This window comes from Variovorax sp. 20P10.2.4, from assembly GCF_058244205.1.
Genome location: NZ_JBZAYE010000016.1, coordinates 1 through 13,490, shown reverse-complemented (window position 1 = coordinate 13,490; position 13,490 = coordinate 1). Strand labels below are relative to the sequence as shown.

12 protein-coding genes are annotated in these 13,490 nt (G+C 70.2%); 2 read left to right on the top strand and 10 right to left on the bottom strand.

The features are described 5' to 3' along the window. Nucleotides 1-66: 66 nt before the first annotated feature. Complete coding sequence (locus AC27VN_RS03080) at nt 67-960, bottom strand: LysR family transcriptional regulator (RefSeq protein WP_208507991.1); 894 nt, start codon at nt 958-960, stop codon at nt 67-69. Nucleotides 961-1,182: 222 nt separating this feature from the next. On the opposite strand from AC27VN_RS03080, the gene AC27VN_RS03075 reads away from it, so the two are divergent. Together AC27VN_RS03075 and AC27VN_RS03070 are read left to right on the top strand one after the other, a co-directional pair. Then, the gene (locus tag AC27VN_RS03075; protein WP_490875582.1) at nt 1,183-1,437 is read left to right on the top strand and encodes an Atu4866 domain-containing protein; all 255 of its coding nucleotides are present in this window, start codon (nt 1,183-1,185) and stop codon (nt 1,435-1,437) included. Between the two features lie 37 nt (nt 1,438-1,474). Beyond that, nucleotides 1,475-2,209, top strand: coding sequence for an SDR family oxidoreductase (locus tag AC27VN_RS03070; RefSeq protein ID WP_490875581.1), 735 nt, complete (start codon nt 1,475-1,477; stop codon nt 2,207-2,209). A 51-nt stretch (nt 2,210-2,260) separates the two neighbouring features. Here AC27VN_RS03070 and AC27VN_RS03065 read toward each other — a convergent pair whose 3' ends face one another. The 9 genes from AC27VN_RS03065 to AC27VN_RS03025 all read right to left on the bottom strand — a co-directional run. Next, nucleotides 2,261-3,709 (bottom strand): amidase, encoded by a 1,449-nt coding sequence (locus tag AC27VN_RS03065; RefSeq protein WP_490875580.1) that lies wholly within the window; start codon nt 3,707-3,709, stop codon nt 2,261-2,263. A gap of 34 nt (nt 3,710-3,743) precedes the next feature. Beyond that, entirely contained in the window at nt 3,744-4,736 is a 993-nt protein-coding gene (locus AC27VN_RS03060) for an ABC transporter ATP-binding protein (protein WP_490875579.1), read from the bottom strand. After that, nucleotides 4,733-5,815 carry an ABC transporter ATP-binding protein gene (locus AC27VN_RS03055; protein WP_490875578.1) on the bottom strand — a complete coding sequence of 361 codons (1,083 nt, stop codon included), beginning with the start codon at nt 5,813-5,815 and terminating at the stop codon, nt 4,733-4,735. Before AC27VN_RS03055 ends, AC27VN_RS03060 begins: the two co-directional genes overlap by 4 nt. A gap of 10 nt (nt 5,816-5,825) precedes the next feature. Beyond that, nucleotides 5,826-6,701 carry an ABC transporter permease gene (locus tag AC27VN_RS03050; protein WP_208509999.1) on the bottom strand — a complete coding sequence of 292 codons (876 nt, stop codon included), beginning with the start codon at nt 6,699-6,701 and terminating at the stop codon, nt 5,826-5,828. Nucleotides 6,702-6,710: 9 nt separating this feature from the next. Then, nucleotides 6,711-7,646, bottom strand: a complete 936-nt coding sequence (locus tag AC27VN_RS03045; protein ID WP_490875577.1) for an ABC transporter permease — start codon at nt 7,644-7,646, stop codon at nt 6,711-6,713. Between the two features lie 12 nt (nt 7,647-7,658). Continuing rightward, nucleotides 7,659-9,257 (bottom strand): ABC transporter substrate-binding protein, encoded by a 1,599-nt coding sequence (locus AC27VN_RS03040; protein ID WP_490875576.1) that lies wholly within the window; start codon nt 9,255-9,257, stop codon nt 7,659-7,661. A gap of 208 nt (nt 9,258-9,465) precedes the next feature. After that, nucleotides 9,466-11,736, bottom strand: coding sequence for a penicillin acylase family protein (locus AC27VN_RS03035; RefSeq protein WP_490875575.1), 2,271 nt, complete (start codon nt 11,734-11,736; stop codon nt 9,466-9,468). 52 nt (nt 11,737-11,788) lie between these two features. Then, a complete protein-coding gene (locus tag AC27VN_RS03030) occupies nt 11,789-13,246 on the bottom strand; it encodes an amidase (protein ID WP_490875574.1) in 1,458 nt (485 codons plus the stop codon). After that, a partial coding sequence (locus AC27VN_RS03025; protein ID WP_490875573.1) for a transketolase C-terminal domain-containing protein occupies nt 13,243-13,490 on the bottom strand: 248 nt, incomplete at its 5' end. The genes AC27VN_RS03030 and AC27VN_RS03025, both read right to left, overlap by 4 nt.

The following is a 13,490-nucleotide window of genomic DNA, read 5'->3' as shown; positions in this document are numbered from 1 at the left end:
AGGGTCCGACCGAAGCAGTCGACTTCCGTTCGAATCGGTACGGACCCGGCCGATGCCCCGCCGCGCTCAGCGCTGCGCGAACGACTTCACGTGATCGACCAACGCGCGCAGCTTGCGCGGCTGGTTCCGGCGACTCGGAAAGTACAGGAAGAAGCCCGCGAAGCTCGGCAGGAAATCGTCGAGCACCGAGACCAGTTCGCCACGCTCGATGTAGGGCCGGAAGGTCTCCTCCATGCCGATCGTGATGCCGGTGTCCGCGAGCGCGGTGCGGATCATCAGCAGCATGTCGTTGGTCGTGATCCTCGGCGCCACCGTCAGCGCGAAGTCGCGCCCGTCCTCGCGGAACTCCCAGCGGTACGGCGCTTCCTTGGGCGAACGCCGCCATCCGATGCAGCAGTGCGCGAGCAGCTCGCGCGGATGCGTCGGCACGCCGTGCGCGGCCAGGTAGGCCGGGCTCGCCACGACCATCTGGCGCTGCGGCCCGGTCAGCGGGACCGCCACCATGTCCTGCTCGATGACCTCGCCCAGCCGCACGCCGGCATCGAAACCCGCGGCGACGATGTCCGACTCGTCGTCGGTCACGGTCACATCGAGCGTGACACCGGGATGGGCCGCCGCGAAAGTGCTGATCAACGGACCCGAGAGGAAGCGCTCGGCGATCGAGGTCACCGCGACCCGGAGCACGCCGCGCGAAGGGCCTTCGACCGCGGCCTCTTCCAGCGCCGCGCCCACCGTCGACAGCGGCTCGGCAATCTGCCGGTGCAGCGCTTCGCCCGCCTCGGTCAGGCGCACGTGGCGCGTCGAGCGCTGGACCAGCGCGATGCCCAGGCTGTCTTCGAGCCGCCGGATGCCCTGGCTGACGGCCGAACGCGTCACGCCCAGATGGTCCGCGGCGGCGCGGAAGTTCTGCTCCTTCGCGACCGCGAGGAAGAAGCGCAACAGGTTGAAGTCGGCATCCATTGGTTAGCAATGCTAACCGGTGCAGTCAGCTATCGGGGAGTTCTCTTAACCGTCGCGCCTTCCTAAAGTCCACCCATGACTTCACGAACCACCCCTTCTCCAGCGGCCCGCAACCGCCGGAAACCCACGCGGCGCGGTCTGCTGGCCCTCGGGCTCCTGGCCCTCGGCACGGCCCTCGCCGCCCCTCACCGAGCCCAGGCTCGATCTCCAAAGGAATCGGACATGACAACGCATCCCTACCTCGGCATGTGGGTGACCGGCGACGGCCACGTGCGCCATCAGCTGCTGCCCAACGGCCGCTACGACGAGGCGCGCGGCAACCGCGAGAGCGCCTACCGCGGCCGCTACGTCATCGAAGGCAACCACATCGAGTACGTCGACGACACGGGCTTCACGGCCGATGGCGACTTCATCGACGGCGTGCTGCATCACGGCGGGATGGTGCTGCGGCGCGTCGCGCCGGCACGCCCCCAATGACCCGACCCCTCATTTCCAACGACCCGGAGAACCAACCATGAACGCAAAGACTTCCAAGATCGTCCTCATCACCGGCGCCAGCAGCGGCATCGGCGAAGCCACCGCCCGCCTGCTCGCGAAGAACGGCGCCACCGTGCTGCTCGGCGCGCGGCGCACCGAACGGCTGGACCGGATCGTCGCGGACATCGTCGCCGCCGGCGGCATCGCCGAGGCCCGCGCACTCGACGTGACGCGGCGCGAGGACGTGCAGGCCTTCGCGGCCCACGCCATCGCGCGCTTCGGCCGCATCGACGTCATCGTCAACAACGCCGGCGTCATGCCCCTGTCGCCGCTCGCCTCGCTCAAGCTCGACGAGTGGGACCGGATGATCGACGTCAACATCCGCGGCGTGCTGCATGGCATTGCCGCCGTGCTGCCCACGATGCAGAAGCAGGGCGCGGGCCACGTGATCAACGTCGCGTCGATCGGGGCGCACGCCGTCTCGCCCACGGCTGCCGTCTACTGCGCGACCAAGTACGCGGTCTGGGCCCTCTCCGAGGGCCTGCGGCAGGAGCACCAGGACATCCGCGTCACGACGATCAGCCCGGGCGTGACCGAGTCGGAACTGGCCGACACCATCTCGGACCAGAAGGGCCGCGACGAAATGAAGGAGTTCAGGAAGGTGGCGATCAGCGCATCGGCGATCGCGCGCGCCATCGACTTCGCGATCTCGCAGCCCGAGGACGTGGACACGAGCGAAATCGTCATTCGGCCCACTGCCAGCGCGCATTGAGCTGTCGCCGCCATGGTGCTTGCCCATGGCGACGACAGGCGGCCCGTTAACTCAGGCCGTGGCCGGAAACGCCGCCGGCCGCCGGTCCGCCCAAGGCGCCGCGCGCTCGATCTGCCCCGCGAGCTGGTACAGCGTGTCTTCCGCGCCGAAGCGCCCCGTGAACTGCACGCCGATCGGCAGGCCTTCTTTCGACCAGTGCAGCGGCACCGACATCGCGGGGTTGCCCGCCACGTTCCAGATCGAGGTGTAGCCCGTGTGGCTGCGAGCGATGGCCTTGTAGGTCGCGAGGTCGGTGCTCTCCATGTCGACCTCGCCGAGCTTGTGCGGCGGCGTGGCGCAGACGGGTCCGAGCAGCACGTCCCACTTCTCGAACTGCTGGCCCAGCGCGCGGCTCGCGCGCTGCAAGGTCTGGATGGCGTTGAGGTAGGTCTGCGCGCTCACCTCGCGGCCAGCCTCGGCGAACAGCGCGGTCACGCGCTGCAGGTCGCGGCCGCTGAAGTCGCGGCCCAGTTGTCGGTTGCGGCGCAGCAGCGAGGTGTACATGCTGGCGTGGATGATGTCGGCGCGGCACTGGAGGTACTCGTCGTCGGGGATCACGTCGTCCAGCGCGGGATCGACCCACTCGACCTGGTGGCCCAGCGATTCGCACAGCTTCGCCGCGTTCTCGACGCCGGCGCGCACCTGCGGATCGAGCGCCACGGCCTCGAAGGACTTGAGCGAGACGGCGATGCGCAGGCGCTGCGGATCGCGCTTCGTCAGCTCGAGGTAGGAGGCCGCGGGCGGCGGCGCCCAGTACGGATCGCCGGGCGCGGCGCCCTGCGAGACGTCGAGCAGCACGGCGCTGTCGCGTACCGAGCGCGTCACCACATGGTGGATGGTCATGCCGGCCCAGCTCTCGCTGATGTGCGGGCCGAGCGGCACGCGCGCGCGCGTGGGCTTGAGGCCGAACAGGCCGCAGTGCGAAGCGGGGATGCGGATCGAGCCGCCGCCGTCGGCCGCGTGCGCGCTCGGGATGATGCCGCCGGCGACGGCCGCGGCGGCGCCGCCGCTCGAACCGCCCGTGGTGTGCTCCAGGCTCCACGGGTTGCGGCAGGGACCGAACATCTCGGGCTCGTTGGTGGCGCTGATGCCGAACTCCGACAAGCTGGACTTGCCGAAGATCACCAGGCCGGCGCGCACGTAGCGCTCGGCCAGGGTGCTGTCGATCGGCGAGCTGAAGTCGGCGAACAGGCGCGAGGCGCTGGTGGTCTTGGTGCCGGCGTAGAACACGCCCAGGTCCTTGAGCAGGAAGGGCACGCCGCGCAGCGGGCCGTCGGGCAGGCCCTGCGCGATGCGGTCGCGCGCGAGGTCGAAGAAGCGCGTGGTGACGGCGTTGAGCACGGTGTCGCGCGCCTCGGTGCGGGCAATGGCCTCGTCGAGCAGTTCCTCGGCCTTGAGCTCGCGGCGGCGGACCAGGTCGGCCATGGCCACGGCATCGAGCTTGTCGTATTCGGCAATCATCGGTATCGCTTTCCTTGTGTGAGTGGATTTGCAGTCAGCGGAAATGGCAGGCCACCCATTGGCCCGCCGTCTTTTGTTCGAGCACCGGCTCTTCCTCGGCGCAGCGCGCCTGCGCCATCGGGCAGCGCGTGTGGAAGCGGCAGCCCGAGGGCGGCGCGGCCGGGTTGGGCGGATCGCCCTTGAGCAGCCGGCGCTGCGTGCGCACGCGCGGGTCGGGCACGGGCACCGCCGACAGCAGGATCTCGGTGTAGGGGTGCAGCGGCGCGCTGAACAGCGTGTCGCGCCCGGCGATCTCGACGATCTTGCCGAGGTACATCACGGCCACGCGGTGGCTGATGTGGCGCACCACCGCGAGGTCGTGCGCGACGAACAGGTAGGCGATGCCGAACTCGGCCTGCAGGTCGGTCAGCAGGTTGATGACCTGCGCCTGCACCGACACGTCGAGCGCCGACACCGGCTCGTCGCAGACGATCAGCTTCGGGTTCAGCGCCAGGGCGCGCGCGATGCCCAGGCGCTGGCGCTGGCCGCCCGAGAACTCGTGCGGCAGCTTCTTCATGGCCTCGGGCCGCAGGCCGACCTTCGAGAACAGCCACGCGACGCGCTCGTTGCGCTGCGCGCCGTTCGACTCGCCGAAGTTGCGCAGCGGCTCCGCCACCAGCTCGCCGGCCGTCATGCGCGGATTGAGCGAGGCGTAGGGGTCCTGGAAGATGATCTGCATCTCGCGCCGCTGCTCGCGCATCGCGCCGGCGTCGAGCGAGAGCAGGTCGCGCCCATTGAGTTGCACCGTGCCCGAGGTCGGCTCGATCAGCCGCAGGATCGACTTGCCGGTGGTGGTCTTGCCGCAGCCCGATTCGCCGACCAGCGCCAGCGTCTCGCCCGCGGCCACCGAGAACGACACGCCATCGACCGCATAGACCTTCGAGGCCTTGCGGCGCGAGATCCACGAGCCCGGCGACTGGTAGTGCTTGCGCAGGTCGCGCACTTCGAGCAGGGGCGTGCCCGCCTCGGTTGTCGCGTTCGTGCTCATGCGCCGGCCTCCTGCATCAACGCGGCCTGGGCCGTCGGTACTTCGGTCGTGCGCACCAGTTCCTCGACATGGAAACAGGCCGACAGGTGCGACGCGCCCGCGCCATGTTCCTGCAGCGGCGGCACCTCGTTGCGGCAGCGCTCGCTGGCGAAACCGCAGCGCGGCGCGAAGGCGCAGCCGCGCACCGCCTCGTGCGGCGAGGGCACGATGCCGGGGATCTCGGTCAGCCGCGCGCTGTGCGTGTTCATAGACGGCATCGAGGCCATCAGCGCGCGCGTGTAGGGATGCAGCGGCCGCTCGAACAGGTCGAGCACGTCGGCCTCCTCCACCTTGCGCCCGGCGTACATCACGACCACGCGATCGCAGCACTCGGCCACCACGCCGAGGTCGTGCGTGATCATCACGATGCCCATGCCGAGCTCGCGTTGCAGGCCGCGCAGCAGTTCGAGGATCTGGGCCTGGATCGTCACGTCGAGCGCGGTGGTCGGCTCGTCGGCGATCAGCAGCTCGGGATGGCAGGCCAGGGCCAGCGCGATCATCACGCGCTGGCGCATGCCGCCCGAGAGCTGGTGCGGATACTCGTTCACGCGCCGCTGCGGCTCGGGGATCTGCACCAGCCGCAGCATCTCGGTGGCGCGCGCCAGCGCCTCGCGGCGGCCCACCTGCTGGTGCAGCATCACGGTCTCGGCGATCTGCCGGCCCACGGTCAGCACCGGGTTCAGCGAGGTCATCGGTTCCTGGAAGATCATCGAGATGCGGTTGCCGCGGATGCGGCGCATCTCGGCCTCGCTGAGTTTCAAGAGGTCGGTGCCGCGGTAGCGGATGGCACCGCCGGCGAAACGCCCGGGCGGGGTCTGGATCAGCCGCATCACGGACAGCGCCGTCACGCTCTTGCCGCAGCCCGACTCGCCGACCACGCCGACCGTCTGGCCGGCCTCGACGCGGTAGGAGACGCCGTGGACCGAGCGCACCTCGCCGGCCAGGGTGTCGAAGTAGGTGTGCAGGCCGTCGATCTCGAGCAGCGGCGCATCGCCCGCGCGGTGCGCCGCGCCCTTGGCGGCCAGGGGGGTGTCGTTCATGGACATGTCCTCAGAGCTGGCGCGCCACGTGCGGGTCGAGCGCATCGCGCAGGCCGTCGCCCAGCAGGTTGATCGCCAGCACCGTGAGCCCGAGCAGCAGGCCCGGGAACACGATGGGATAGAACACGATCGCGATCAGGTTGCGGCCTTCCGAGATCATGTTGCCCCAGCTCGGCACCTGCGGCGGCACGCCGACGCCGAGGAAGGACAGCGCGGCCTCGGCCAGCACCGCCGATGCGGCGATGAAGGTGGCCTGCACCAGCAGCGGCGCCAGGATGTTGGGCAGCACGTGCCGCCACAGGATGGTGCGCAGCCGCGTGCCGAGCGCATGCGCGGCCTCGACGTAGAGCCGCTCGCGCAGCGACAGCGAGAGCGCGCGCACCAGCCGCACCATGCGCGGCACCTCGGGCACGGTGATGGCGACGATCACCGTCGTCAGGCTGGCCTTGGTGAGCGCCATCAGCGCGATCGCCAGCAGGATGCCGGGGATCGCCATCAGGCCGTCCATCACGCGCATGATCGGTCCGTCGGTCCAGCGCACGAAGCCCGCCAGCAGGCCGAGCAGCACGCCCAGCAGCGTGGCCAGCAGCGCCACCGAGGCGCCGGTCACGAGCGAGACGCGCGCGCCCCAGACGGCGCGGCTGAAGGTGTCGCGCCCGAGCGCGTCGGTGCCGAAGTAGTGGTCGGCCGACGGCGCCTTCATGCGCGCGATCGGGTTGATGGCCTGCGGATCGTGGGTCGCGATCCACGGCGCGCCCAGCGCGGCCGTGACCACCACCAACAGGATCAGCACGCCGAGGATCAGCGTGTAGTGCTTGCGCAGCAGCCGCAGCGCCGGCGAGGGAGGACGCCGCGCGGCGCCGGGGTTCAGGATGGCTTCGGTCATTCGCGGGCCTCAATAGCGGATGCGCGGGTCGAACAGGCTGTAGCTCAGGTCGACCAGCAGGTTGATCAGCACATAGGCCGCCGCTGACAGCAGCAGCAGGCTCTGGATCACCGGGTAGTCGTGGTGCTGCACCGCATCGACCACCAGGCTGCCGAGTCCCGGGATCGAGAACACGGTTTCGGTGACCACCACGCCGCCCAGCAGCAGCGCGATGCCCACGCCGATGGTGGTGACGATCGGGATCGCCGCGTTGCGCAGCGCATGGCCGAGCACCGGCAGCACGCCCAGGCCCTTGGCACGCGCGGTGCGGATGTAGTCCTCGTGCAGCACCTCGAGCATCGACGCACGTGTCATGCGCGTGAGCAGCGCGGTGTAGAGCAGCCCGAGGTTCAGGCACGGCAGCACCAGGTGCTTGAGCCAGGGCAGCACGCCCTCGGCGATGCCGCGGTAGCCCTGCACCGGCAGCCACTGCAGCTTGAGCGCGAAGGTGTAGACCAGCAGGTAGCCGGTGAGGAACACCGGCATCGAGAACGCGCAGACCGCGAACACCATCACCAGCCGGTCGATCCAGCTGCCGGCGCGGTAGGCCGCGAGCACGCCCAGCGGGATCGACAGCAGCACCGCCACCAGGATGGTGAAGAAGGCGATCGACAGCGTGGCGCCGATGCGCTGGCCCAGCAGCTGCGACACCGGCATCTGGTTGAACAGCGAGACGCCGAAGTCGCCGCGCACCACGTTGCCGACCCAGACCATGAACTGGTGCCACAGCGGCTGGTCCAGCCCCAGGGCGGCGCGCGTCTGCGCGATCTGCTCGGGCGTGGCGAAGTCGCCGACGATCAGGAGCACCGGGTCGCCGGGAGCGAGGTGGATCAGCAGGAACACGATCACCGACACCACCAGCATCACCGGCACCGTGGCGAGCACGCGCCGGATCACATATTCCATGCCGCGGTCCCCTTACTTCTCGACGTTCCACATGATCGGGATGCCCATGCCGAACAGCTCGGTGCCCTTCACGTCCTTGCGCGCCGCGAAGGTGGCAGGGTACTGGCCGTAGGGGATGTAGGGCGGCGCTTCATAGAAGCGGCGCTGCAGGTTGTCCACCAGCTGCTTGCGCTTGGCGGCATCGCCCTCGCGGATCCAAGCGTCGCGCAGTTCGTCGATCTTGGCGTCGCAGGGCCAGCCCGGCACCACGCTGCCCTTGCACGACGAGAGCACCCAGCCATTGGTCAGCGGCGTGTCGACGTCGGCATTCTTCGAGGCCGTGAGGTAGAGGCTCCAGCCGCCTTGCGCCGGGCCTTCCTTCTTGTAGACGCGCGCCAGCACCGAGGACTGGTCCATCACCTGCACGTCGAGGTTCAGGCCGGCCTTCTTGAGGTACTGGATCCAGATCAGCGCAGCCATCGACTGCGTGCCGTCGGTGGGCTGCAGGAACACGATCTTCTCGCCCTTGTAGCCGGCCTCCTTGAGCAGCGCCTTGGCCTTCTCGAAGTCCTGCTTCCTGAACGTCTCGGCGCCCGCGGCGGTCTCGTTGGGCGCGCCGCACATGAACACGGCCGGGCAGTAGAAGGACTTGCCGGGCTCGGGCGTGAAGCCCATGCCCGCGAGGATCTCCTCCTGGTTCACCAGGTGCATCAGCGCCGCGCGCGCCTTCGGGTTGTTGAACGGCGGCGCCAGCGTGTTGGCCACCATGAACGGCTGCCAGATGCCGGTCTGCGCCAGCCGCACGTTGGCATCGGTGCGCAGCGCGGCCTGGTAGTCGGGCGGCACCACGTTGACGATGTCGACCTCGCCGTTCTTCAGCGCCGAGGTGGAGGTGTTGGCATCGGGCATGTAGCGCCACTCGACACGGTCGAGCTTCACGCGCTTGCCGCCAGCCAGGCCGTCGGCCGGCTCGCTGCGCGGCACGTAGTTGGGATTGCGCACGAACACCATGCGGTTGCCCGGGATCCATTCGTCGCGCTTGAAGATGAACGGGCCCGAGCCGATGGGTTCGGGGATCGGCGCGTCGGGGAAGGCCTTGGCCTGCTTCTCGGGCACGATGAACAGCGTCTTGGCCGCGAGGATCAGCGGCACCTGGCCCATGCCCTCCTTGAGCTGCAGCGAGAAGGTCTTGTCGTCGACCACCTTCCACTCCGCGCCCGAGTCGGCCAGCAGCAGGCCCATGGTCGCGCGCTTGGCCCAGCGCTGCAGCGTGGCCACCACGTCGGCCGATGTCACGGCGCTGCCATCGGAGAACTTCAGGCTCGGGCGCAGCGTGAAGGTCCAGGCCTTGTTGTCGGGCGACTGCGTGAAGCGCTCGAGCATCTGCGGCTTGGGCTCGCCCTTGCTGTCGCGCGAGAACAGCGTGTCGAAGGCCATGTAGCCGTAGTCGCGCGTCACGTAGGTGTTGCTGAACAGCGGGTCGACCACCTTGAGGTCGTTGTTGATCGCCATGCGCAGGGTCTTGGCCGGCGCGGGTGCGTTCTGCGCGCACACGGCGGTCGCGGCCGCGCCCATCGCGCATGCCACCGCCCAGCCGGCGAGCCGTGCGTACAGGGGAGGGGAATTCTTCATGAGCCGGGTTCCTTTCAGGGGCTTCGAGGGTTCGTGGAAAAACGCTGGAAATCTCTCGATATGAAATTTGATACACGATATATCATGTGTCAAACGAAGACAATCCGGGCATCTCCCATGCAAGAGCTGTGCGCGCTTTCTCTTTTTTGCGCCGACCTTGCGGCAGGCGCTGTGCTCGCAATGCCGGCGGCGCTTGCGCGCCGCGGCCTCAGGCCGGCGTGAGCCGCGTGTGCGAAGCGGCTTCGGCCGCGACGGTGCGCCAGTCGTAGTGCATCGGCACCGTTTCCGCGCGCCGCCAGGTGTCGCTCTGGTCGGCGTAGTGCGCATCGCGCGGATCGCCGGCCGCGCCGTGGAACACGATCCAGCGGCAGGCCTCCCACTGCCCCACGTCGAACACGTAGCGCGCCAGCGAGGCGTAGTGCGCATGCGGGCCCAGGTGCGGCAGGTAGCCGGTGGTGAAGACGGTTTCGTTGTCGCCGCCGATCGCGCCCATGTCGCGCTGCGCCACCAATGGCTCGGCGGGGAACACCGGCGCCAGCGGATGGCGCAGCTCGAGCCGATGCCGCTCGCCCCATGCCGCCACCGGCACGCGCGCGACCTCGGCCAGGGCCTCGGTCAGCACCTCGTCCCAGCTCGCGCCGCCGAGCAGCGCGCGATCGTCGGCACGCAGCAACTGCGGCACGCACCAGCCGAGCTGGTAGTCGATCGCGAGGCCGGGCGGCACGGTGCGCTGCCGGCTCACATCGAGCGCAGCGAGCCCGCTGCGCCGCGCCACCGCGCGCGCCAGCGCCATGCGCAGCGAAACGTAGGCATCGGCTTCCTGTGAATCGGCCTCGAGGCGCGCGTCCCAGGCCACGAGGCGGTCGCGCAATGCACGCGACGGGGCATCGGCCAGCGTCAACGGTGCGAGCCGCGCACAGATTTCGCGCGCCGGCAGGCTCAGCGTGTCGCGGTGCACGGCCTCCATGCCGGCGACGTCGGCCGATTCCATCGCCACCAGCAGCTGCCAGATGCGCTGCGCGCGGTGCGGCGGATGGCAGTCGGTGCAGAGATAGTCGTCGTGGCGCTCGACCACGCGGTTGTTGGCGGTGACGATGAGGCCCGCTTCGGGATCGATCTGGCGCGGCATGCGCTCCCAGTCGATCCAGCCCTTCCAGGCATGGCGATCGAGCCAGCCCGGCACCGGCAGCCAGCCGTTAGCGGCCGCGCGCCGCGGGACCTTGGCGCGCACATGGTGGCCGATGTGGCCCTGGGTGTCGCCGGCCACCAGGTTGTGGTCGACCAGGCCCCAGCCGCGCACCGACTCGAACAGCGCATCGACGCTGCGCGCCTCCATCATCGGACGCATGCAGTCGAGCGAGCGGTCGGCCTCCACGTCGGCCGAATGGCGCAGCACCAGCGCGCCGCCGCTCTTCGCATCGCCGGCCACCACCGGGCCGCGCGCGGTCACGAGGATCTCGCAGTCCACGTCGGCCTGGCCGCGCACACGGATGCGTTCCACGCGGCGCTCGACCTCGGCCCATTGCGCATCGCCGCCGCCGGGTGCGTCGCTGCGCAGGTAGCGCCGGCCCTCGTCATCGAAGCGTTCGAGGTAGACGTCGGCCGTGTCGACGAAGGCCACTGTCACGCACCACGCCACGTCGGGGTTGTGCGCGAAGTGCGGGAAGCCCGGCACGCCCGGCGAGGTCAGGCCGATCACGTCGAAGGCGTCGCAGGCCAGGTGGCACTGCAGGTACATGTTGGGCATGTCGAGCACGCGGTGCGGATCGCCGGCCACCAGCGGCCGGCCGCTGCGCGTGCGGCTGCCGTGCACCGCCCAGTTGTTGCTGCCGCCGCCGGCCGCCTCGGTGTCGGCCTCGCCGATGAAGGCCGAGATGGCGTCGGCCAGCTCGGCCATGTCGGGCGACAGGCGCCCGGCCAGCGAACCGGGCGGCAGGCAGACCAGTTCCTCGCCGCCGTCGTCCATGCGCAGGCGGTCGATCGCCTCGGCGCCGATCACCGGCAGCGCGATGGCGCGCCACAGCTTCGGATAGACCGAGTTCAGCAGCAGCCCGGTCTGGCGCAGCACCGCGATGCTGTGCCATTCCTCCCAGGGCTCGGGCGTCTCGCCGAGCAGCGCGTACTCGGGCGACAGCGCTCCCTGGTCGATGAAGGCGTTCACGCCCGCGGTGTAGGCCGTGAGCATGGCGCGCGCGGGCGCGCCGAGCGCGGCGAGGTCGCGGCGGCTGCACTCGGCCAGGCCGAGCCGGCGCACCAGCATGTCCATCGGCAGCGCGGCCGGGCCGAGCCATTCGGCATAGCGGCCGATCGCACGGCGGCGCAGCGCGTCCATCTGCCACAGGCGGTCGCTCGCATGCACATGGCCGAGCGCGAAGAAGGCGTCGTCGGCGTTGGCGGCGCGCAGATGCGGAATGCCCCAGGCATCGCGCCACAGGTCCACCGGGGCGTGCAGTCCCTTGAGCGGGCGGGTCGGGTTCATCGGGTGGTGCTCCTTGTCTCGTTCGTTCTGTGTGTGTGCGGGAGCCCGCCCCTCAATCCATGCGCAGCGCGGGCGGCGCCATCCGCAGGAAGGGACTGAGGCTTTCGTAGAGGTGGGTGAGCTGCAGCACCGACAGGTCGTCGCGCGGACGGCCGATGATCTGCATGCCCATCGGCAGGCCGCGCGCATCGAAGCCCACGGGCAGGCTGATGACCGGGCAGCCCGACAGCGTGCCGGGCGTGACCACTTCCATCCAGCGGTGGTAGCTGCTCATGGCACGGCCCGCGATCTCGCGTGGCCAATGCTCTTCGATCGCGAAGGGGAAGACCTGCGCGGTCGGCAGCGCGAGGAAGTCGTGCCGCTCGAACAGGCCCAGCAGGCGGTCGTACCAGGCAGTGCGGTCGAGCGCGGCGCGGTAGAGGTCGTCGGCCGAGAGCCGGCGGTACTGCTCGATCTCCCATTGCAGCTCGGGCTTCTGCAGCGCGCGCGAGGCGGGCACGTCGTAGTGCGCGCCATGCTTGCCGCCGATGATGAACTGGCGCAGCACGGTGAAGGCGTGCCAGACGCGTTCCCAGTCGAAGTCGGTACGCACCGGCTCGACCCGCAGGCCCGCATCGCCGAAGCGCGCGAGCGCCGATTCGCACAGCGCGAGGATGCCGGATTCGAACGGCAGGTGGCCGCCGAGGTCGCCGAGCCAGCCGATGCGCGCACCGGCGAAGTCGCGCTCGAGGCGGTCGTGCCAGTCGGGCACCGCGTCGTCGAGCGACAGCGGCGCACGCGCGTCGTAGCCCGACTGCACCGACAGCAGCAGCGCCAGGTCGTCGGCGCTGCGGCCCATCGGGCCCTCGGTGGTCAGTTGCCCGGCGAAGGCATCGCCGCGCGGCCAGAACGGCACCCGCCCCTGCGAGGGCCGCAGCCCCAGCACGTTGTTGAAGGCCGCCGGATTGCGCAGCGAGCCACCCATGTCGGCGCCGTCGGCCACCGGCAGCATGCGCAGCGCGAGCGCCACCGCCGTGCCGCCGCTGGAGCCGCCGGCGCTGAAGCGCGGATCCCAGGCATTGCCGGTGGCGCCGAACACCGGGTTGTAGGTGTGCGAGCCCAGGCCGAACTCGGGCACGTTGGTCTTGCCGATGAAGATCGCGCCGGCCGCGCGCATGCGCTCGACCATGATCGCGTCGGCCGCCGGCAGGTGGTCGGCGAACAGCGGCGAACCGAAGGTGGAGCGCATGCCGCGCACCGGCGCCGTGTCCTTGATCGCCTGCGGCAGGCCGTGCAGCGCACCCAGCGCGTCGCCGCGCGCCACTGCCGCATCGGCCGCGTCGGCCTCGGCGAGCACCTGTTCGCGCTCGACGCGCGAGACGATCGCGTTGAAGCGCGGGTTGAGCGCATCGACCTGCTGCAGAAAGGCGCTCACCACCTCGCGCGACGACAGCGCGCGGCGCCGGATCAGCGCGGCCAGCTCGCGCGCGGGCAGCCGGCAGAGCTCGGGCACCAGCACGGCGTCGCTCATCGCGTCTTCTCGTCCGCAGCCAATGCCTCCCGCACCGCGTCGGCGATGCCCTGCGCCGTGAGGCCGTGGCGTTCGAACAGCCAGGGCATCGACGCGCCCTGCGCGAAACGGTCGCGCACGCCCAGGCGCACCAGCCGCGTGCCGGCACCGGCCTCGGCCAGCACCTCGGCCACGGCCGAGCCCAGGCCGCCGACGATCGAGTGGTTCTCCACCGTCACGATCAGGCGCCTGCGCGCGAGCTGCC